We start from the raw sequence: 19,713 nt of genomic DNA, 5'->3' as shown, positions 1-19,713 counted from the left end.
GCGAGGGAGCTTGCTCCCGCTCGATTGTGCAGCGATCGCCAAAATGTTGGGGCCGCTGCGCGGCCCAGCGGGAGCAAGCTCCCTCGCCACCAGATCAAAATCAGGGGTCATTTCAAACGCCGAACTGCGCCCGATAAGCCTCAACCGCCGGCAAATGCTGCTTGAGTTGCGGATCGTCGGCCAAAAATTCCAGCACCTGGTTCAGCGACACGATGCTGATCACCGGAATGCCAAAGTCGCGCTCTACTTCCTGGATCGCCGACAGCTCGCCGTTGCCGCGCTCCTGGCGGTTCAGGGCGATCAGCACGCCGGCGGCCTTGGCGCCTTCCTGGGCAGCGATGATCTGCATCACTTCACGAATAGCGGTACCGGCGGTTATCACGTCGTCAATGATCAAGACTTCGCCAGTCAACGGCGCGCCGACCAGGCTACCGCCTTCGCCGTGGGCCTTGGCTTCCTTGCGATTGAAGCACCAGGGCAGGTCGCGGTCGTGATGTTCGGCCAGGGCGACAGCAGTGGTGGCGGCCAGCGGGATGCCTTTGTAGGCCGGCCCGAACAATACGTCGAACGGGATGCCGCTCTCGACAATCGCCGCTGCATAGAACCGGCCCAACTGTGCCAGGGCGGTTCCGCTGTTGAACAGGCCAGCGTTGAAGAAGTACGGGCTGGTGCGCCCGGACTTGAGGGTGAATTCACCGAAGCGCAAAACGCCGCGATCGATGGCAAAGCGAATGAAATCGCGCTGATACGCCTGCATGAAAAAAGCCTCAAATACCGCGGATTTAGCTAAATAGGTATACGGCGTGTATCATACACGCACGTGATTTTTGGGGCCATTTATGCGGATCATCAGTGTGAACGTCAATGGTATTCAGGCTGCAGTCGAGCGTGGTTTGCTCAGTTGGCTGCAAGCACAGAATGCCGACGTCATCTGCCTGCAGGACACCCGCGCCTCCGCCTTTGAACTGGACGATGCAGCCTTCCAACTGGATGGTTACTTCCTTTATGCCTGCGATGCCGAAGTCCCCGCCCAGGGTGGCGTGGCTTTGTATTCGCGGCTGCAACCGAAGGCTGTCATCAACGGTCTCGGTTTCGAGACGGCGGACCGCTACGGGCGCTACCTGCAAGCCGATTTCGACAAGGTCAGCATCGCGACCTTACTGCTCCCTTCGGGGCAGAACGGCGATGAAGATTTGAACCAGAAATTCAAGTTGATGGACGACTTCGCCCGTTACCTTGATAAACAGCGGCGCAAACGTCGCGAGTACATTTATTGTGGCTCGCTGTACGTGGCGCAACAGAAGCTGGATATCAAGAACTGGCGCGACAGCCAACAATCTCCAGGATTCCTGGCGCCGGAACGCGCTTGGATGGACGAGATCGTTGGCAACATGGGTTATGTCGACGCCCTGCGTGAAGTCAGCCGCGAAGGCGACCAGTACAGCTGGTGGCCGGACAACGAACAGGCCGAAATGCTCAACCTCGGCTGGCGTTTCGACTACCAGTTGCTGACGCCTGGCCTGCGCCGCTTCGTACGCAGCGCTCGCCTGCCGCGCCAGCCACGGTTCTCGCAGCATGCGCCGCTGATCGTGGATTACGACTGGACGCTGACGATCTAAGGCACCCAGTGCAAAAAAGCCGACATTCAATGTCGGCTTTTTTGTATGCAATGGCCAGTGTTGCAGGGATCACGTGACGCCCCGTTACACAACGCGGCCTTCGCTACAGTGCAATCAAGGCGCTGGAGACACCTGCGAAACCTCATCGCTTGCCAAGCCACTTGGCGACTCCAGGCCTACATCCGTTATCAGCGCCAGTCACCGTGGCAGCGACCGACTGGTTGTTGGCGGCACAAACGGCAACCGCCACATTGGCCAGTCGCATGGCCTGAACATAGGACAAGTTCTTTTGCGGAATAACCGACTGGAGGGATGGAGCCTGGGACGGCAACTCCACCAAAGGCGCCAGTTGCGCATGAGCGGATGCGGCAACAACAGAAAAAGCAACCATGGAAATAATTTTCAGAATCGTCATATTTAAATCCTTTTAAATGGGGATGAAGTCTTTTCCCATCCAATGGAAAATTCATCATGGATTCAAGGCCACCACTTGGCACCAAACGCCATAAAACAAGATGTTAAAACCCATCCTCCAGAAAGTTCAGTCGTTATCGCTTTTGGCCTGGCTCAGTGATGCAACTGCGTTATGCCTAAACGAAAACGCCCCGAAACCGGGGCATTTTTTGTAGCGCAGCGCTGTTCGTTATTTAACCAACCGCCAGGTAAACGGATACCGATACGGCTGGCCTTCATTGGCCTTCACGCCACCAATGATGGTCAGCACCAACGCACCAATCGCCACCAGCCCAAACAGGAAGAAGCCGATAACCACGATCATCAGCAGCAGGCTGATCGCCGCGGCGATCGCCACGGTGATCTGGAAGTTCAGCGCTTCCTTGCCCTGGGCATCGATGAACGGGTCGGATTCACGCTTGAGCTGCCAGATGACCAGCGGCCCGATCAGCGAACCGAACGGAATAAAAATCCCCAATAGTGCGGACAGGTGACAGAACATTGCCCATTGACGCGCCTCTTTGCTCGGCTGGGGCAGCAGGACTTGCTCATCACTCATGACACTCTCCTTGTCTGAAGCGCAAAACGATCAGTCGGCCAACGCGGCCTTTTGCAATTCGAAGATTTCGCTCATGCCTTTCTTCGCCAGCTCCAGCATAGCGTTCAAATCTTGCGGCTGGAACGGTGCGCCTTCAGCGGTGCCCTGGACTTCGATGAAGCCGCCAGCGCTGGTCATGACCACGTTCAGGTCAGTCTCGGCGGCGGAGTCTTCCAGGTAGTCCAGGTCCAGCACCGGCTCGCCTTGGTACATGCCAACGGAAACCGCGGCGATCATCTGCTTGAGCGGGTCGCCGCCCTTGAGACCGCCACGCTTCTTGATCACTTTCAAGGCATCCACCAGCGCGACCATGGCACCGGTAATGGACGCGGTGCGGGTGCCACCGTCAGCCTGGATGACGTCGCAATCGACGTAGAGCGTCACGTCGCCCAGCTTCGACATGTCCAGCGCGGCACGCAGCGAGCGGCCGATCAAACGTTGGATTTCCAAGGTCCGGCCACCCTGCTTGCCACGACTGGCCTCGCGCTGGTTCCGTTCGCCAGTGGCGCGCGGCAGCATGCCGTATTCGGCGGTCAGCCAGCCCTGGCCCTGGCCTTTAAGGAAGCGAGGCACGCCGTTTTCGACGCTGACGGTACAGATGACTTTGGTATCACCGAATTCGACCAGTACAGATCCCTCGGCGTGTTTGGTGTAGTTGCGGGTAATGCGGATCGAGCGAAGCTGATCGGCAGCGCGACCACTTGGACGTTTCATAGGGGACACCTGTACAGAGGACGGAAAACTGCCGAGCATTATAGAGCCGCGAATCGCCATAGGGGCAGTTCTAAAAAGCTGACGCGACGAGTGAGGACGCTCAAAGCCCAGCCGACGGGCTGCAGCGCTTTGTTACCGGAGCTGTTTGGGCGCTTGCGTCGCACTGCGCTACAATCCTGCGCCTTTGCTGTCCTTCAGCATTTACCCACAGATCCCAGGCCTCACGACCACCGACCGGTCGTGGCCGGCCTGCATTGCGAGGAACCCCCATGGTGCACAGCATGACCGCCTTCGCCCGTGTCGAAAAGGCCGGCGCCCAAGGCACGCTGAGCTGGGAGCTGCGCTCGGTCAACAGCCGTTACCTGGAGCCGCACCTGCGCCTGCCCGAGTCCTTCCGCGATCTGGAAGGCGCCGTGCGCGAAGCGCTGCGCCAGGGCCTGTCCCGGGGCAAGCTGGAGTGCACCCTGCGTTTCACCGAAGAAACCACGGGCAAAGCCCTGCAAGTAGACCGTGAGCGCGCCGCGCAATTGGTCGCCGCCGCAGAAACCGTCGCCAGCCTGATCAACAATCCCGCCGCCCTGAATCCGCTGGAAGTCCTGGCCTGGCCCGGCGTGCTGGTGGGCGACGCGAGCGACCCGCAAGCACTGAATGCCGAAGCACTGGCGCTGTTCAATCAAGGTTTGAAAGAACTCAAGGCCGGTCGCGAGCGTGAAGGCTCGGAGCTGGCCCGGCTGATCAATGAACGCCTGACCTCCATCGAGGAAGACGTCGTCACCCTGCGCGAACTGGTCCCGCAGATGCTCGCCACCCAGCGCCAGAAAGTCCTCGACCGCTTCACCGACATGAAGGCCGAACTGGACCCGCAGCGCCTGGAACAGGAAATGGTCATGCTCGCGCAAAAGAGCGACGTGGCAGAAGAACTGGATCGCCTGAGCACCCACATCATCGAAGTCCGCCGGGTGCTCAAGTCCGGCGGCGCGGCCGGCCGCCGCCTCGACTTCCTGATGCAGGAACTCAACCGCGAAGCCAACACACTGGGCTCCAAAGCCTTCGACCCGCGCAGCACCCAGGCTGCGGTCAACCTCAAGGTGTTGATCGAGCAGATGCGCGAACAAGTGCAGAACATTGAGTAAGGCTAACCCGACATGACCCACAGCACCGGCACCCTCTACATCATTTCCGCGCCCTCGGGCGCTGGCAAGACCAGCCTGGTCAAGGCATTGATCGATGCCGAGCCGCAGATCCGCGTCTCGGTCTCCCACACCACTCGCGCCATGCGCCCGGGCGAAGTGAACGGCGTGAACTATCACTTCGTCGACCGGGAAGAGTTCGTGAGAATGGCCGAGCACGGCGACTTCCTCGAGCGCGCCGAAGTCTTTGGCAATCTCTACGGCACGTCGCAAAGCTACCTGCAGCAGACCCTCGACGAAGGTCACGACCTGATCCTCGAAATCGACTGGCAAGGCGCCGAGCAGGTGCGCAAGCTGATGCCCCAGGCCCGTTCGATCTTCATCCTCCCGCCGAGCCAGCAGGCCCTGCGCCAGCGCTTGACCAACCGTGGCCAGGACAGCGACGAGATCATCGAAGGCCGGATGCGCGAAGCGGTCAGCGAAATGAGCCATTACGTCGATTACGATTACCTGATCATCAACGACGATTTCGCCCACGCACTGGACGACCTCAAGGCCATTTTCCGCGCCAGCCAGCTCCAGCAGAAACGCCAGCAGCAACGTTTCGGTAAATTATTGGCCGAACTGCTGGGCTGAACCGCTCTTCCCAAAACCGCTGCGAGGGCTTTACATTGGTACTCGCAGCGCGCCGAGGGGTTGGTCAAAAAATCAGCGCTTCCCTAAACGCTGGTGTTTTTTTAAACTGTCGAGTCCGCTCGCCCAACCGGGCAGCGCGCATATTGCATTCGCTCCGAGGAATACCATGGCCCGCGTAACCGTTGAAGACTGCCTAGAACACGTGGAAAACCGCTTTGAGCTGGTCATGCTCTCTACCAAGCGTGCCCGTCAACTGGCCACCGGCGGCAAAGAGCCATTGGTCCAGTGGGAAAACGACAAGCCTACCGTGGTAGCGCTGCGTGAAATCGCCGAAGGCCTGATGAGCTACGAGTTCATTGCCAACGCTGAAATCGTTGAAGACGAACCGCTGTTCGCAGCGTTCGAGGACGAGTCCAACGAGGCGGTCTAAGCCTATGCCTGGTCGACGTAGCACGGCGCGGGGTCACAGCAAACGGCAGGAGTCATCATCATGCCGAGCATAGACGCCCTCGCCGATCGCTTATCGGCCTACCTCGGCACGGACCAGGTCAATCTGGTCCGCCGAGCCTATTTCTACGCCGAACAAGCCCACGACGGCCAGCGCCGCCGCAGCGGCGAAGCGTACGTCACGCACCCGCTTGCAGTGGCGAACATTCTTGCCGACATGCACATGGACCATCAGAGCCTGATGGCCGCCATGCTGCACGACGTGATCGAAGACACCGGCATTGCCAAGGAAGCGCTACAAGCGCAATTTGGCGAAACCGTGGCCGAACTGGTCGATGGGGTCAGCAAACTGACCCAGATGAACTTCGAGACCAAGGCCGAGGCCCAGGCTGAAAACTTCCAGAAGATGGCCATGGCCATGGCGCGCGATATCCGCGTGATCCTGGTCAAGCTCGCCGACCGCCTGCACAACATGCGCACCCTGGAAGTGCTGTCCGGCGAAAAACGCCGGCGCATCGCCAAGGAAACCCTGGAGATCTACGCACCCATCGCCAATCGCCTGGGCATGCACGCGATCCGCATCGAGTTCGAAGACCTCGGCTTCAAGGCCATGCATCCGATGCGTTCGGCGCGGATCAACCAGGCCGTCAAGCGCGCCCGGGGCAATCGCAAGGAAATCGTCAACAAGATCGAAGAGTCCCTGAGCCATTGCCTCGCGATCGACGGCATCGAAGGCGAAGTCAGCGGACGACAGAAACACCTCTACGGCATCTACAAGAAAATGCGCGGCAAGCGTCGGGCCTTCAACGAGATCATGGACGTCTACGCGTTCCGGATCATCGTCGACAAGGTCGACACCTGCTACCGCGTGTTGGGCGCTGTACATAATTTGTACAAACCACTGCCGGGGCGCTTCAAGGACTACATCGCGATTCCCAAGGCCAACGGCTATCAGTCGCTGCACACCACGCTGTTCGGCATGCACGGCGTACCGATCGAAATCCAGATCCGCACCCGTGAAATGGAAGAAATGGCCAACAACGGCATCGCCGCCCATTGGCTGTACAAATCCAGCGGCGACGAACAGCCCAAGAGCACTCATGCCCGCGCCCGGCAATGGGTCAAGGGCGTGCTGGAAATGCAGCAGCGGGCCGGCAACTCCCTGGAATTCATCGAGAGCGTGAAGATCGACCTGTTCCCGGACGAGGTCTACGTCTTTACGCCCAAGGGCCGGATCATGGAGCTGCCCAAAGGCTCCACCGCAGTGGATTTTGCCTACGCCGTGCACACCGACGTCGGCAACAGTTGCATCGCCTGTCGCATCAACCGCCGCCTGGCGCCGTTGTCCGAACCGCTGCAAAGCGGCTCCACCGTCGAGATCGTCAGCGCTCCCGGCGCACGGCCAAACCCGGCGTGGCTCAACTTCGTGGTCACAGGCAAGGCCCGCACCCACATCCGTCATGCGCTGAAACTGCAACGTCGCTCCGAATCCATCAGCCTCGGCGAACGCCTGCTGAACAAAGTGCTGAACGGGTTCGACAGCTCGCTGGACAAGATCCCGGCCGAGCGCGTGCAGATCATGCTCAACGAATACCGCCTCGAACTGATCGAAGACCTGCTCGAAGACATTGGCCTGGGCAATCGCATGGCCTACGTCGTCGCCCGTCGCCTGCTGGGCGAAGGCGAACAGCTGCCAAGCCCTGAAGGTCCCCTGGCGATTCGCGGGACCGAAGGCCTGGTGCTCAGCTATGCCAAGTGCTGCACGCCGATTCCAGGCGACCCGATTGTCGGTCATCTGTCCGCCGGCAAAGGGATGGTGGTGCACCTGGACAACTGCCGCAACATCAGCGAAATCCGCCACAACCCGGAAAAATGCATCCAGCTCTCCTGGGCCAAGGATGTCACCGGCGAATTCAACGTCGAGCTGCGGGTCGAGCTGGAGCATCAGCGCGGCCTGATCGCCTTGCTGGCCAGTAGCGTCAACGCCGCCGACGGCAACATCGAGAAGATCAGCATGGACGAACGCGATGGCCGCATCAGCGTCGTCCAACTGGTGGTCAGCGTGCACGACCGCGTGCACCTGGCCCGCGTGATCAAGAAACTGCGCGCCTTGACCGGCGTCATCCGCATCACCCGGATGCGCGCATAGCGCCTCAACAGCCGCCCCCATTACAAGGAGTCATCCATGACCAAGACCGTTATTTCCAGCGACAAGGCCCCGGCCGCCATCGGCACTTATTCCCAGGCGATCAAGGCCGGCAACACGGTCTATATGTCGGGCCAGATCCCACTGGACCCGAAAACCATGGAGCTGGTCGAGGGCTTCGAAGCCCAGACCGTGCAGGTATTCGAGAACCTGAAGGCCGTGGCCGAGGCTGCGGGGGGTTCGTTCAAGGACATCGTCAAGCTCAACATCTTTCTCACCGACCTGAGCCACTTCGCCAAGGTCAACGAGATCATGGGCAAATATTTCGACCAGCCTTACCCTGCCCGCGCCGCCATCGGCGTGGCCGCCCTGCCAAAGGGCTCGCAGGTCGAGATGGATGCCATCCTGGTCATCGAGTAATACAGGTCGGCGCAGCGTCCCCCGCTGCGCCGTTTTCGTTCTGAAAGGAATCCATCATGCGCAAAGCGCTTGCTCTCTCGCTGCTCGCCCTACTTCTCGGCGGCTGCGCCAGCGACCCTGCCGACCGTGACATCAGCGGCACCTGGATCAACCAGGCGGCCATCGACGCTGCCGCCAAGGGCGGCCCGCTTCGCGAAGCGCTGCAGGGCTACGGCCCGAACCTGGAGTGGGACGTCAACACTCGGGCCGGCCAGGCGCGCTACACCAACGGCTTCGAAAACGTCGAAGGCAAGTTGCTCGGCGAACAGGACGGCGCTTGGAAGGTCGACTTCTACGGCAGCTCGGCCAGCGAACTCAAGCGCGACGGCAACCAGTTGAGCCAGGCCGCCACCGAGAACGAACCGCAGCAGGTGTTCGACCGAGCGCAAGTCCAAGTACCGGAAGGCGCACCGATCGGCGCCAGCTTCGAGCGCGCATTATATGCCGCCTACCTGGGTGGCACTTGGAACATCAGCGAAGGTCCCGGCCAAGGCGCCACGGTGCAATTTCAACCCGACGGCCAGGTCAGCGGCCTGCCCGGCGCTGATCGCTACGCATTGTGCCTGGCCGGCGATTGCGCCTCCATGAGCGGCGGCAACGACAACATCTGGCTGCAACAGAACGGCCAGGGCAACACCTGGATCTTTGCCCGTGACGGCAAGAAACTGGAAATCTTCCAGACCGTGAATGCGGCACTGGCCGATGAGATGCCGTCGTTCACGCCGGGTGATCGCAAATGGGTGCTTGAAAAGCAGTAAGTTAGATCTGAGCCTTCAGACCGACCCCCATGCTCATGATAGTGCGGTGGATGCACCGTAGCTGTCGTGAGCAATCGGTTTTCGCCAGCCCCCTAAGATCCCCTGCATCACATCGATTTCACCGTATGTGGCGCTCTAGAAATTGCCCTTTATACACATGCCATTGCGAGGAAGTCGGGCGCCCTGAGTGTGACAGCCAACCTTAGGCTGCCAAGACCCTCAATAAAAATCGTAATACATTACCCAATCACCAGTGAGCGGGTTTTTCCAGAACATAAGGCTTCCGCTGTCCACCACATTGAGGTTTATCTTTGCATCTGACGATATCTGGAACATGAACTCGTAACCCTCATCAGCTTCAACCCCCGACTGGCAAAACGAGGGATATCCACCAATCTTGTGTTCGTAGGCATGAGTCACCAAGTCGTAATAGCTCTCTAACTTGCCCTCACGCTCCAGCTTGAGCACCTCATCCTCAAGGACAGCCGGCACGCCACCTCCATCCCACAGTGGGTAATCTTCTGCGACAAATTCGGCCTTCAAGGGAAAGGGCTTGAGGTGAGACGCGGCAACGCACAGGTCCTTGCGGACCAGCACATCCCCAGGACCATATTCCCTGATCAACCAATTGCGCCCCATGGGCTCGAACGCTTCCGGTAAAGGCTCGGAAACGAAAACTGTCAGGACGCGGGTGTTCTTCAGCGCAGGGCTGCAAAACGGCAGATTGGGCAGATGGAACTGCGCATAAGGCAGCATCTCGCCCCCGACCTCATTTCGCGGTATGCCCTCATCGGGCCGAAAAAGAAATACCTTCCCAAGCCAGCTTTCCTCATCGTTGTAGGTGGGCCTGAATCCACCCGCAAAGAACCTTGTAGCTGGACGAGCCAGGCGGCTCTTGATTTCTTCCTTATCCATGCTGATTTCCATTTAATTCGGGTAAATGCGTGTCGGGCACCTTGGATGAAAAAGCCGATGCGACGCATCGGCTTTTTTTAAGTATTTTTCCAGGGTTTCGGTGAGGCTAGCGAGCAGGCATCCGTCATCGACGGTTTCTGACAACGATGAACGACTGATGAAACCGCGGCAGGAAGACAATAGGCCCCGAGGACAGGGCAAACAAGCCAGCGGATTCTGGCCAAGTTGTAGGCAAAGACGCCAGGCGGCGTGGCTTGCTGGAAGCTTGGCAGTCAGGGGATAAAGTGCACTGCGTGAACGTCTGGTTTGTCCTAGCTGCCAAGCTTTACTCTAAGGCGTTGAATCGCTCTGCTCGCCGAACCAACGGCGCAACCTACCACCCCGTTTGGAAGAGAAACGATGCTATTCAAAACCGATGACGAGTTGATCGCCGAGCGCTACTTTCGCTCCTCCCAGGACATTGGCGCCTTGTTTGGCATCAGCGCTGGCTTCACCTGCCTGCAGTTCCCCGATCCTCGTCCCTTCGCAATGATCGTCACCGCGCTGTTTTTCCTATGGGGTTATCTGTCGGGCGACGGTTACCGTCGGGTCGCCAAGGCCTACTTGAAACAATACCCGGGCCCATTGGGCGGCATCCGATTCGCCTTTACCAAACTTCCCCTCGTGGTGCTCTGCCTGGGGTTTCTCACCTTAATTATGATGGGCGCCGTGACCGCCGAACGGATTTCAGCATGGGGACGATTCTTGCCGCCGTCGCCTTTTTGAGAGTGCATGGTTGGCCGACGCGGCAGGGCTCGCCTGCCTGCGGCGGATGATCTATTCGCCACCGGGATAACGAATCAGCAACGCCCTTCGAGAATCGCCGCATACCCCTCACGAAAACTCGGATAACGCGGCGTCCAGCCCAAGGCCTTGGCCCTGGCGTTGCTGCAACGCTTGCTGCCGGCACGGCGCACACTGGCGTCTTCAGCCCACTCGGTAATGCCCATGTATTCCCGCAGCCAGCCCACCACCTCCGCCAACGACGCGGGCGCATCGTCGACGCCGATGTAACAGTCGTCCAGCGCCTGGCCCTGGCGATCGGCTTCCAGCAGAAACGCCAGCAGGCCGGCGGCATCGTCGGCGTGGATGCGATTGGCATACAGCGGCGGCTCGGTCACTACGCGATAACCCTGGCGCACCTGGCTCAGCAACCACTCACGGCCTGGACCATAGATGCCGGTCAAGCGCACGCGACTCGCCGGGATACCACTGTCCAAGGCCACTTGTTCGGCTTCGAGCATCAGCCGACCGGAATAGCCGCCGGCTACGGTAGGCGAGGTTTCATCCACCCATTCGCCCTGCTGCTGTCCATAAACGCTGCTGCTGGACACAAAAAGCAGGCGCTTGGGCTGCTCGCCATGCTGTTTCAACCAGCTCAACACATGCTGCAGTCCTTCGACATAAGCCTTGCGATAGCCCGCTTCGTCATGGTCGGTGGCGGCGGCGCTGTACACCAGATAATCCAACGGATCCGTGGGCCAATCGGCGGGGCACTGCTCGCTGAACAAATCCCCCGCCACCCCAATGACCCCGGCTGGCAGGTTCGAAACCGTGCGCCGCAAGCCATGGACCCGCCAATGCCCAGCCACTAATTGGCTGGCCAGGCGGCCGCCGATATCACCGCAGCCGGCGATCAAAACAGAAGGCGCGGACATCAAGAACTCCTCTGGTAAAGCCGCAGACTAGCCTCCGTGGGGGACGAGCGGCTAGCCATGTGAGAAAAAAAGTTACTGTATTACTTTTGTTAACAAGAATTACTTGCAATAATGCGTACCACTTTTGTTCTCGGCCTCACGAGGCCTGGAAGAGCATCAACCTTCTTTTTTTCTCAGGTCCGGCCAGCATGACACGCTCACTCTTCTCCGCTTCGCCAACCAACCGCCCTCGCGCCTGGAGCGCCACGGCGGCCTTGCTGCTTAGCCTGCTGTTGGCGCCCGGCGCTTTTGCCGACGCGCAAACGCCGGCCACCGCTCCCGCCACGGGGCCAGCCGCTACCCAGGCGCCGACCGATGCTGCCGCTCCCGTAGCGACGCCAGCAGCCACCGACCCGACCCAGGCCGTGGAAGCCAGCGCCGCAGACGCCCCTCAAGTGCTCGAAGCCGATAACACCTTGGGCATGGCCCACGACCTGTCGCCTTGGGGCATGTACCAGAATGCCGACATCATCGTCAAAGCCGTAATGATCGGCCTCGCCATCGCCTCGATCATCACCTGGACCATCTGGATCGCCAAAGGCTTCGAGCTGCTGGGCGCCAAGCGTCGCCTGCGGGGTGAAATCGCTGCGCTGAAAAAAGCCACCACCCTCAAGGAAGCCAGCGCCACCGCTGCGAAGGAAGGCACCCTCGCCAACCTGTTGGTGCACGACGCGCTCGAAGAAATGCAGCTATCGGCCAACAGCCGCGAGAAAGAAGGCATCAAGGAACGCGTGAGCTTCCGCCTCGAGCGCCTGGTCGCCGCCTGCGGCCGCAACATGAGCAGCGGCACCGGCGTGCTTGCCACCATCGGCTCCACCGCACCGTTTGTCGGCCTGTTCGGCACCGTCTGGGGGATCATGAACAGCTTCATCGGCATCGCCAAGACCCAGACCACCAACCTCGCCGTCGTAGCCCCCGGCATCGCCGAAGCCCTGCTGGCAACGGCACTGGGCTTGGTCGCGGCAATCCCGGCCGTGGTCATCTACAACGTTTTCGCCCGCTCCATCGCTGGCTACAAGGCGCAGGTGTCCGATGCTTCGGCCGAAGTCCTGCTGCTGGTCAGCCGCGATCTGGATCACCTGCCGCCCGAGCGCGGCGCGCAACCGCACATGGTGAAAGTGGGGTAATCGGCCATGGGCCTGCATTTGAAAGAAGGCGCAGACGACGATCTGGCCGAGAACCACGAAATCAACGTCACGCCGTTCATCGACGTGATGCTGGTGCTGTTGATCATCTTCATGGTGGCCGCCCCGCTCGCCACCGTGGACATCAAGGTTGATCTCCCCGCGTCGACGGCCAAGCCGTCGCCACGCCCTGAGAAACCGGTGTTCTTGAGCGTCAAGGCCGACCAGCGCCTGTTCCTGGGCGAAGACGAAATCAAGGTCGAAAGCCTCGGCGCGACCCTGGATGCCAAGACCCAGGGCAAAAAAGACACGACGATCTTCTTCCAGGCCGACAAAGGCGTCGATTACGGCGACTTGATGAGTGTGATGGACGCCCTGCGCGGTGCCGGCTACTTGAAAGTCGGCCTGGTCGGACTCGAGACGGCGCCGAAGAAATGATCACGACGCGCCAAAAGCTGACGCGTTACAGCGGTAGCCTGGCCGTGGTGCTGGGCGTGCATGCGCTTGCCATCGCGCTGGCGCTGAACTGGACGACACGTGCGCCCATCGAATTGCCTCCCCAGGCGATGATGGTCGAACTGGCGCCAGTTCCCGCGCCACCACCGCCTGCGCCACCGAAAGTCGTCACACCGCCGCAACCTCCCGAGCCGGTCGAAGAATTGCCGCTGCCTAAACTGGCCGAAGCACCGAAGGCGGAAATCGCCGTGCCCAAGCCGGTCAAGCCCAAGCCCAAGCCACAACCGCCCAAGCCCAAGCCAGTGGAGAAAAAGCCGGAGCCGCCCAAGGAACCGCCGTCGGAGCAGAAACCCAGCGACACTCAGCCAACCCAGGCCCCGACCGAAAAATCCGCGCAACCTGCCCCTGGCCCGTCCCCGGCACAGATGGCGGCCAAGGCCAGTTGGCAAGGCACGCTGCTCGCGCATCTGGGCAAATACAAGAAATACCCGGCCAGCGCCCAGGCACGCGGTAAAGAAGGCATGAACCGCCTGCGGTTCGTGGTGGATGCCGAAGGCAACGTCGTGTCTTTCGAACTGGTGGGCAAGTCAGGCAACGCCGATCTGGACCGGGCCACCCTGGAAATGATCCGTCGCGCCCAGCCGCTGCCCAAGCCACCGGCCGATCTGCTGACCAACGGCACGGTGGAACTGACGGCACCGTTCCTCTATTCCATCGACAAGCGCCGGCGCTGATTTCCAGACACGCCCCGCCACATGAAAACAAAGGCACCGAAAGGTGCCTTTTTCATATCCAGCAACGACCCAACTCACATTCGCCAGTGTCACACCGCGCCCGCAGTCTGATAACGTGCGTCTATCGATTGCAGCCGGTATGCTTGGCTCGCAACTTCACGGACGTTTCGCCATGACCCTCACAGAATTACGCTACATCGTGACCCTCGCCCAGGAGCAGCACTTCGGCCATGCGGCCGAGCGTTGCCACGTCAGCCAGCCGACGCTCTCGGTGGGTGTGAAAAAGCTTGAAGACGAACTCGGTGTGCTGATTTTCGAGCGCAGCAAAAGCGCGGTGCGCCTGACGCCGGTTGGCGAAGGCATCGTCGCTCAAGCGCAGAAAGTGCTGGAGCAGGCCCAAGGCATTCGCGAACTGGCCCAGGCCGGCAAGAACCAACTGACTGCACCGCTGAAAGTCGGCGCGATCTACACCGTCGGCCCGTACCTGTTCCCACACCTGATCCCGCAACTGCACCGGGTCGCCCCGCAGATGCCGTTGTACATCGAAGAAAACTTCACGCACGTGCTACGCGACAAGCTGCGCAACGGCGAACTGGACGCGATCATCATCGCCCTGCCGTTCAACGAAGCCGATGTCCTGACCCTGCCGCTCTACGACGAGCCGTTTTATGTCTTGATGCCAGCGCAACATCCGTGGACTCAGAAAAAAACCATCGACGCTGCCCTGCTCAACGACAAGAGCCTGCTGTTGCTCGGTGAAGGCCACTGCTTCCGCGACCAGGTGCTCGAAGCCTGCCCTACACTGACCAAGGGCAGCGAAGGCGCCAAGCACACCACCGTGGAATCCAGCTCCTTGGAAACCATTCGCCACATGGTCGCCTCGGGACTGGGCATTTCGATCCTGCCGCTGTCGGCGGTGGACAGCCATCACTACGCCCCAGGCGTGATCGAAGTCCGTCCGCTGACCGCCCCCGTGCCGTTCCGCACCGTTGCCATCGCCTGGCGCGCCAGCTTCCCGCGACCCAAGGCCATCGAGATCCTCGCCGACTCGATCCGCCTGTGCTCCGTGGCCAAGCCCCCCGCCGCCAAGTAAGCCGCTGCCATGACTGAGCTGTCGAAAGTGCCGGTGACGACACTCAAGGGTGTCGGTGAAGCCATGGCCGAGAAACTGGCCAAGGTCGGCCTGGAAACCCTTCAGGACGTGCTGTTTCACCTGCCGCTGCGTTATCAGGATCGCACCCGCGTGGTGCCCATCGGTCATTTGCGGCCGGGGCAGGATGCAGTGGTGGAAGGCACCGTCAGCGGCGCCGATGTGGTCATGGGTCGCCGGCGCAGCCTGGTGGTGCGCCTGCAGGACGGCACCGGCGGGCTCAGCCTGCGTTTCTATCATTTCAGCAACGCGCAAAAGGAAGGTCTCAAGCGCGGCACCCGCGTGCGCTGCTACGGTGAGGCGCGGCCCGGTGCCTCCGGGCTGGAGATCTATCACCCGGAATACCGCGCCATCACCGGTGACGAACCGCCGCCTGTGGCTGAAACCCTGACGCCGGTCTACCCGCTCACCGAAGGCCTGACCCAACAACGCCTGCGCCAGCTCTGCCAGCAGACCCTGACCCTGCTCGGCCCCACCAGCCTGCCCGACTGGCTGCCCAAGGAACTGGCGCGCGATTACCATTTGGCGCCGCTGGCCGACGCGATTCGCTATTTGCACCACCCGCCCGCCGATGCCGACGTCGAAGAACTCGCCCTCGGGCATCACTGGGCCCAGCATCGCCTGGCTTTTGAAGAATTGCTGACTCATCAACTGTCGCAACAACGCCTGCGCGAAAGCCTGCGTTCGCTGCGCGCACCGGCCATGCCCAAGGCAAAAAAGCTGCCGACCCGATACCTGGCCAATCTCGGTTTCACCCCCACCGGCGCCCAGCAACGGGTCGGCAATGAAATCGCCTATGACCTGAGCCAACCCGAGCCGATGCTGCGGTTGATCCAGGGCGACGTCGGCGCTGGCAAGACCGTGGTCGCCGCCCTAGCCGCGTTGCAGGCCTTGGAGGCCGGTTATCAGGTGGCGTTGATGGCGCCCACCGAGATCCTGGCCGAGCAGCATTTCATCACCTTCCAGCGCTGGCTCGAACCCTTGGGCATCGAAGTCGCCTGGCTGGCCGGCAAGCTCAAGGGCAAGAACCGCGTCGCCGCCTTGGCGCAGATCGCCTCAGGCGCGCCGATGGTGGTCGGTACCCACGCCTTGTTCCAGGACGAGGTGCAATTCAAGAACCTGGCCCTGGTGATCATCGACGAACAGCACCGTTTCGGCGTCCAGCAGCGCTTGGCCCTGCGGCAGAAAGGCGTGGGCGGACGCATGTGTCCCCATCAGTTGATCATGACTGCGACACCGATCCCGCGGACCCTGGCGATGAGCGCCTACGCCGACCTCGACACCTCGATCCTCGACGAACTGCCCCCCGGTCGCACGCCAGTCAACACCGTGCTGGTCACCGACACCCGCCGGGTCGAAGTAATCGAGCGCGTGCGCGGCGCCTGCGCCGAAGGCAGGCAAGCCTATTGGGTGTGCACGTTGATCGAAGAGTCGGAAGAGCTGACCTGCCAGGCGGCCGAAACCACTTACGAAGACCTGACCGCCGCCCTCGGCGAGTTGAAGGTCGGGCTGATCCATGGCCGCATGAAGCCCGCCGAGAAAGCCGCGGTCATGGCCGAATTCAAAGCCGGAGCCCTGCAATTGCTGGTCGCCACTACAGTGATCGAGGTTGGTGTCGATGTGCCCAATGCCAGCCTGATGATCATCGAGAACCCCGAGCGCCTGGGCCTGGCGCAGCTGCATCAGCTGCGTGGCCGGGTTGGCCGGGGCAGCGCCGCCAGCCATTGCGTCTTGTTGTACCACCCGCCGCTGTCCCAGATCGGTCGCCAGCGGCTGGGGATCATGCGCGAAACCAACGACGGTTTTGTCATCGCGGAAAAAGACCTTGAATTGCGCGGTCCCGGCGAAATGCTCGGCACGCGCCAGACGGGTCTGCTTCAATTCAAGGTGGCCGACCTGATGCGCGACGCCGATCTGCTCCCGGCAGTACGCGACGCCGCCCAGGCATTGCTCGAACGCTGGCCCGACCACGTCAGCCCGCTGCTGGACCGCTGGCTGCGTCACGGGCAGCAATACGGCCAAGTGTGAGTACGCGCTCAGTTTTCTGGACGCGCCCGCTGGACAAGCTGGTTATACTGACCAACTTGTAGGAAAACGGATACAGACCATGACTGAAGCTGCCCTCGTCCCCGAAACTCCGCACGCTCCGTCTGTTATTCGGCAGTTGCTCGAGAAATTGGGCATCGCCTTTGACGAAGTCATCGAGCGACCGGGCCTCAACCCCGCTCGCAAAGTGCAGGCCGTGCTGTTGCACGATGCCGTGGGCGCGCTCATGGTCCTGTTTCCGCAAAACCAGCTGCTGGACCTCAACCGGCTGGCCGAGCTTACCGGTCGTAAACTCACGGCGGTGCCAACCGAACGCCTGGAACGGATGCTCGGCAAGCACAGCCTGAGCCTGCTCCCCGGCCTGCCAGCGCTGACCAGCTCCCCTTGCCTGTACGAAGAAGGCCTGCTGCGCGAACCGAAGCTGCTGATCAACTCGGGCGAGCCGGGGTTGCTGCTGGAAGTCACCAGCGAAGCCTTCAAGACCATGCTCACCAAGGCCAGCGCCGCAACATTCGGCGAGCCTGTGAGCAACATCACTCCTAACCTGGACCGCCCGGACGACGACCGCAAGGAAATCACCCTGGCCGTGCAGGCATTCACCGCGCGGCGCATCCAGCAGCGGCTGGAAGAAACCATTGAGATTCCGCCGCTGGCCGAAACCGCGCAGAAGATCATCAAGCTGCGGGTCGACCCTGACGCGACCATCGACGACATCACTGGCGTGGTGGAAACCGACCCTGCGCTGGCCGCGCAAGTGGTGAGCTGGGCCGCGTCGCCTTACTACGCCTCCCCGGGCAAGATTCGCTCGGTGGAAGACGCCATTGTCCGGGTGCTGGGCTTCGACCTGGTGATCAACCTGGCGCTGGGCCTGGCCCTGGGCAAGACCCTGAGCCTGCCCAAGGATCACCCGCAACACACCACGCCGTACTGGCAGCAGTCGATCTACACCGCCGCCGTCATTGAAGGCCTGACCCGCGCCATGCCGCGCGCCCAGCGCCCCGAAGGCGGCCTGACCTACCTGTCGGGCCTGCTGCACAACTTCGGTTATCTGCTGCTGGCCCACGTGTTCCCGCCGCACTTCTCGTTGATCTGCCGGCACCTGGAGGTCAACCCGCACCTGTGTCACAGCTACGTGGAACAGCATCTGCTGGGGATCAGTCGCGAACAGATCGGCGCCTGGCTGATGCGCTACTGGGACATGCCCGACGAACTGGCCACCGCCCTGCGCTTCCAGCACGACCCGCACTACGACGGCGAATACGCCGCCTACCCGAACCTCGTCTGCCTGGCCGTGCGCCTGCTGCGCTCACGCAGCATCGGCTCCGGCCCTGACGAAGACATCCCGGACGCGCTGCTCGAACGCGTGGGGCTGACTCGGGAAAAGGCCAATGACGTGGTCAGCAAAGTGCTTGAAGCTGAAACGCTACTGCGGGAACTGGCTTCACAGTTCAGCCATTGATTGCTGACGCAGGCAGTTGAGCTTTTGTGGCGAGGGAGCTTGCTCCCGCTCGGCTGCGCAGCAGTCGCAAAACCTGCCGACGCGATCCGTCAGGGGAAACGCATTAGCCTATTTGGGGCCGCTTCGCAGCCCAGCGGGAGCAAGCTCCCTCGCCACGGGGTTCTCGACTAGACTTTCTTAGCCTTCCTCGGCTTCAAATACTTCATCAGCCCCTGAAACCAGATCACCAGCGCCGGGTTGCCTTTGATCTGGATCGACTTGTCCTGAATCCCCGTCATGAATGCCAGTTGCTTGTTCTTCGCCTGCATCGTGGCGAAACCGTAGCCTGCATCCTTGAATGCGATGGCGAAGGCCGGCGTTGGGTAAACACCCGACTGGCTGGTGATGCGCTGGTTCTTCACGGTGAAGTGGCGGGCGACCTTGCCGTCCAGGGTTTGCAGCTGGAACACCAATTCCTTGTCACCCAATTGCTGCTGGAAAGCAGGGTTGGTGCGGCTGGCCTTGCCCATCAACCACCCCAGCATCCACAACAAGAAACGAAATTTCATCGGCACAGCCTCGTGAGAAAAATGAACGGCTGGCGCAGTTTAGCGATTCCCCAGCGGAACGCCATCATCGAATCAGGTTAGCGGGAGATAGGTCTTATTTTGCGCATGATGACTGCCAAGTCACGTTTAGAAGTGGCATTCGTTGACCTTCAAGTTCCTCGGACATTTCCTTCAAGACGCCGGGCTGTTCATGAACTAGGCAGCACTTCGAAGCACGGCTAAGCTCTGTTCGTCACCGCAAAAAAAGGTGACACGGACGTGCAAGTCCGGACTGGTACGCAATTGGTTATGGCTATTGACCGAGCATTTTTTTATGCTCGCGTCCGTTATGGCAATTGTGCGTGGGAGACCTTCGGGTCTGCCGGCGGTACCGGACCGGTCTTGCACACCTACGTACAGTTGCCACCTCTTCGAATGCAAGCGAAAGGATGTCGACCCCAATTCTGGTACACAGACATGGTCAAGCATTCACCGAATCCCCCGCAAAACGAACACAAATCCCGCGTCGAAAAACTCGAAGAAAAACGCCTCGAAGACGCCACCAACCGCGCCCTCGACTACTACCTAAAACCCCAGCCCGCCCCG

At 60.8% G+C, this 19,713-nt stretch carries 21 protein-coding genes; 14 read left to right on the top strand and 7 right to left on the bottom strand.

The features are described from left to right. Positions 1 to 112: 112 nt before the first annotated feature. Positions 113 to 757: an orotate phosphoribosyltransferase gene (gene pyrE / locus HU742_RS00105; protein ID WP_186643386.1), complete on the bottom strand. Its 645-nt coding sequence runs from the start codon at positions 755 to 757 to the stop codon at positions 113 to 115. A gap of 82 nt (positions 758 to 839) precedes the next feature. Here pyrE and crc point away from each other — a divergent pair, with 82 nt between their 5' ends. Then, on the top strand, positions 840 to 1,619 hold the full coding sequence (gene crc, locus HU742_RS00100; protein WP_003177265.1) for a catabolite repression control protein Crc: 780 nt from the start codon (positions 840 to 842) through the stop codon (positions 1,617 to 1,619). 142 nt (positions 1,620 to 1,761) lie between these two features. Here crc and HU742_RS00095 read toward each other — a convergent pair whose 3' ends face one another. The 3 genes from HU742_RS00095 to rph form a co-directional block, all read right to left on the bottom strand. After that, positions 1,762 to 2,034 (bottom strand): hypothetical protein, encoded by a 273-nt coding sequence (locus HU742_RS00095; protein ID WP_186643385.1) that lies wholly within the window; start codon positions 2,032 to 2,034, stop codon positions 1,762 to 1,764. A 228-nt stretch (positions 2,035 to 2,262) separates the two neighbouring features. After that, positions 2,263 to 2,631: a DUF4870 domain-containing protein gene (locus HU742_RS00090; protein ID WP_186615200.1), complete on the bottom strand. Its 369-nt coding sequence runs from the start codon at positions 2,629 to 2,631 to the stop codon at positions 2,263 to 2,265. Positions 2,632 to 2,661: 30 nt separating this feature from the next. After that, on the bottom strand, positions 2,662 to 3,384 hold the full coding sequence (gene rph / locus HU742_RS00085; protein WP_186643384.1) for a ribonuclease PH: 723 nt from the start codon (positions 3,382 to 3,384) through the stop codon (positions 2,662 to 2,664). Between the two features lie 269 nt (positions 3,385 to 3,653). Between rph and HU742_RS00080 the strand changes: the two genes are divergently transcribed. The 6 genes from HU742_RS00080 to HU742_RS00055 all read left to right on the top strand — a co-directional run bounded on the left by HU742_RS00080 (position 3,654) and on the right by HU742_RS00055 (position 8,960). Next, complete coding sequence (locus HU742_RS00080; RefSeq protein WP_186633670.1) at positions 3,654 to 4,517, top strand: YicC/YloC family endoribonuclease; 864 nt, start codon at positions 3,654 to 3,656, stop codon at positions 4,515 to 4,517. A 12-nt stretch (positions 4,518 to 4,529) separates the two neighbouring features. Then, positions 4,530 to 5,150 (top strand): guanylate kinase, encoded by a 621-nt coding sequence (gene gmk / locus HU742_RS00075; protein ID WP_047735756.1) that lies wholly within the window; start codon positions 4,530 to 4,532, stop codon positions 5,148 to 5,150. A 166-nt stretch (positions 5,151 to 5,316) separates the two neighbouring features. After that, on the top strand, positions 5,317 to 5,580 hold the full coding sequence (gene rpoZ / locus HU742_RS00070) for a DNA-directed RNA polymerase subunit omega (RefSeq protein WP_003177259.1): 264 nt from the start codon (positions 5,317 to 5,319) through the stop codon (positions 5,578 to 5,580). Positions 5,581 to 5,640: 60 nt separating this feature from the next. Beyond that, positions 5,641 to 7,746, top strand: a complete 2,106-nt coding sequence (gene spoT, locus HU742_RS00065) for a bifunctional GTP diphosphokinase/guanosine-3',5'-bis pyrophosphate 3'-pyrophosphohydrolase (protein WP_186615195.1) — start codon at positions 5,641 to 5,643, stop codon at positions 7,744 to 7,746. Between the two features lie 36 nt (positions 7,747 to 7,782). After that, a complete protein-coding gene (locus HU742_RS00060; RefSeq protein ID WP_085685905.1) occupies positions 7,783 to 8,163 on the top strand; it encodes a RidA family protein in 381 nt (126 codons plus the stop codon). Between the two features lie 56 nt (positions 8,164 to 8,219). Continuing rightward, positions 8,220 to 8,960 carry a hypothetical protein gene (locus HU742_RS00055; protein ID WP_186633667.1) on the top strand — a complete coding sequence of 247 codons (741 nt, stop codon included), beginning with the start codon at positions 8,220 to 8,222 and terminating at the stop codon, positions 8,958 to 8,960. Between the two features lie 219 nt (positions 8,961 to 9,179). On the opposite strand, the gene HU742_RS00050 is transcribed toward HU742_RS00055, so the two are convergent. Next, a complete protein-coding gene (locus tag HU742_RS00050) occupies positions 9,180 to 9,875 on the bottom strand; it encodes a DUF1963 domain-containing protein (RefSeq protein WP_186643383.1) in 696 nt (231 codons plus the stop codon). A gap of 399 nt (positions 9,876 to 10,274) precedes the next feature. Here HU742_RS00050 and HU742_RS00045 point away from each other — a divergent pair, with 399 nt between their 5' ends. Next, complete coding sequence (locus HU742_RS00045; protein ID WP_072390746.1) at positions 10,275 to 10,640, top strand: hypothetical protein; 366 nt, start codon at positions 10,275 to 10,277, stop codon at positions 10,638 to 10,640. A 74-nt stretch (positions 10,641 to 10,714) separates the two neighbouring features. On the opposite strand, the gene HU742_RS00040 is transcribed toward HU742_RS00045, so the two are convergent. Next, on the bottom strand, positions 10,715 to 11,572 hold the full coding sequence (locus tag HU742_RS00040; RefSeq protein WP_186643382.1) for an NAD-dependent epimerase/dehydratase family protein: 858 nt from the start codon (positions 11,570 to 11,572) through the stop codon (positions 10,715 to 10,717). A gap of 188 nt (positions 11,573 to 11,760) precedes the next feature. Here HU742_RS00040 and exbB point away from each other — a divergent pair, with 188 nt between their 5' ends. The 6 genes from exbB to HU742_RS00010 all read left to right on the top strand — a co-directional run bounded on the left by exbB (position 11,761) and on the right by HU742_RS00010 (position 18,580). Beyond that, positions 11,761 to 12,738, top strand: a complete 978-nt coding sequence (gene exbB, locus HU742_RS00035; protein WP_186633658.1) for a tonB-system energizer ExbB — start codon at positions 11,761 to 11,763, stop codon at positions 12,736 to 12,738. 6 nt (positions 12,739 to 12,744) lie between these two features. Continuing rightward, positions 12,745 to 13,173 (top strand): TonB system transport protein ExbD, encoded by a 429-nt coding sequence (gene exbD, locus HU742_RS00030; protein WP_186615187.1) that lies wholly within the window; start codon positions 12,745 to 12,747, stop codon positions 13,171 to 13,173. Then, on the top strand, positions 13,170 to 13,925 hold the full coding sequence (locus tag HU742_RS00025) for an energy transducer TonB family protein (RefSeq protein ID WP_186633655.1): 756 nt from the start codon (positions 13,170 to 13,172) through the stop codon (positions 13,923 to 13,925). Before exbD ends, HU742_RS00025 begins: the two co-directional genes overlap by 4 nt. Before the next feature lie 172 nt (positions 13,926 to 14,097). Further along, positions 14,098 to 15,018 (top strand): hydrogen peroxide-inducible genes activator, encoded by a 921-nt coding sequence (locus HU742_RS00020; RefSeq protein WP_186615182.1) that lies wholly within the window; start codon positions 14,098 to 14,100, stop codon positions 15,016 to 15,018. A 9-nt stretch (positions 15,019 to 15,027) separates the two neighbouring features. Then, positions 15,028 to 17,103, top strand: coding sequence for an ATP-dependent DNA helicase RecG (recG, locus tag HU742_RS00015; RefSeq protein WP_186643381.1), 2,076 nt, complete (start codon positions 15,028 to 15,030; stop codon positions 17,101 to 17,103). Between the two features lie 79 nt (positions 17,104 to 17,182). Beyond that, positions 17,183 to 18,580, top strand: coding sequence for an aminoacyl-tRNA deacylase and HDOD domain-containing protein (locus HU742_RS00010; protein ID WP_186633649.1), 1,398 nt, complete (start codon positions 17,183 to 17,185; stop codon positions 18,578 to 18,580). Positions 18,581 to 18,747: 167 nt separating this feature from the next. Here HU742_RS00010 and HU742_RS00005 read toward each other — a convergent pair whose 3' ends face one another. Further along, the gene (locus HU742_RS00005) at positions 18,748 to 19,128 is read right to left on the bottom strand and encodes a helicase (RefSeq protein ID WP_186643380.1); all 381 of its coding nucleotides are present in this window, start codon (positions 19,126 to 19,128) and stop codon (positions 18,748 to 18,750) included. Positions 19,129 to 19,713 lie beyond the last annotated feature (585 nt).

Source organism: Pseudomonas marvdashtae, assembly GCF_014268655.2.
Classification (GTDB): domain Bacteria; phylum Pseudomonadota; class Gammaproteobacteria; order Pseudomonadales; family Pseudomonadaceae; genus Aquipseudomonas; species Aquipseudomonas marvdashtae.
The sequence above is the reverse complement of the archived record's forward strand: the minus strand, read 5'-3'. Positions and strand labels throughout refer to the sequence as shown.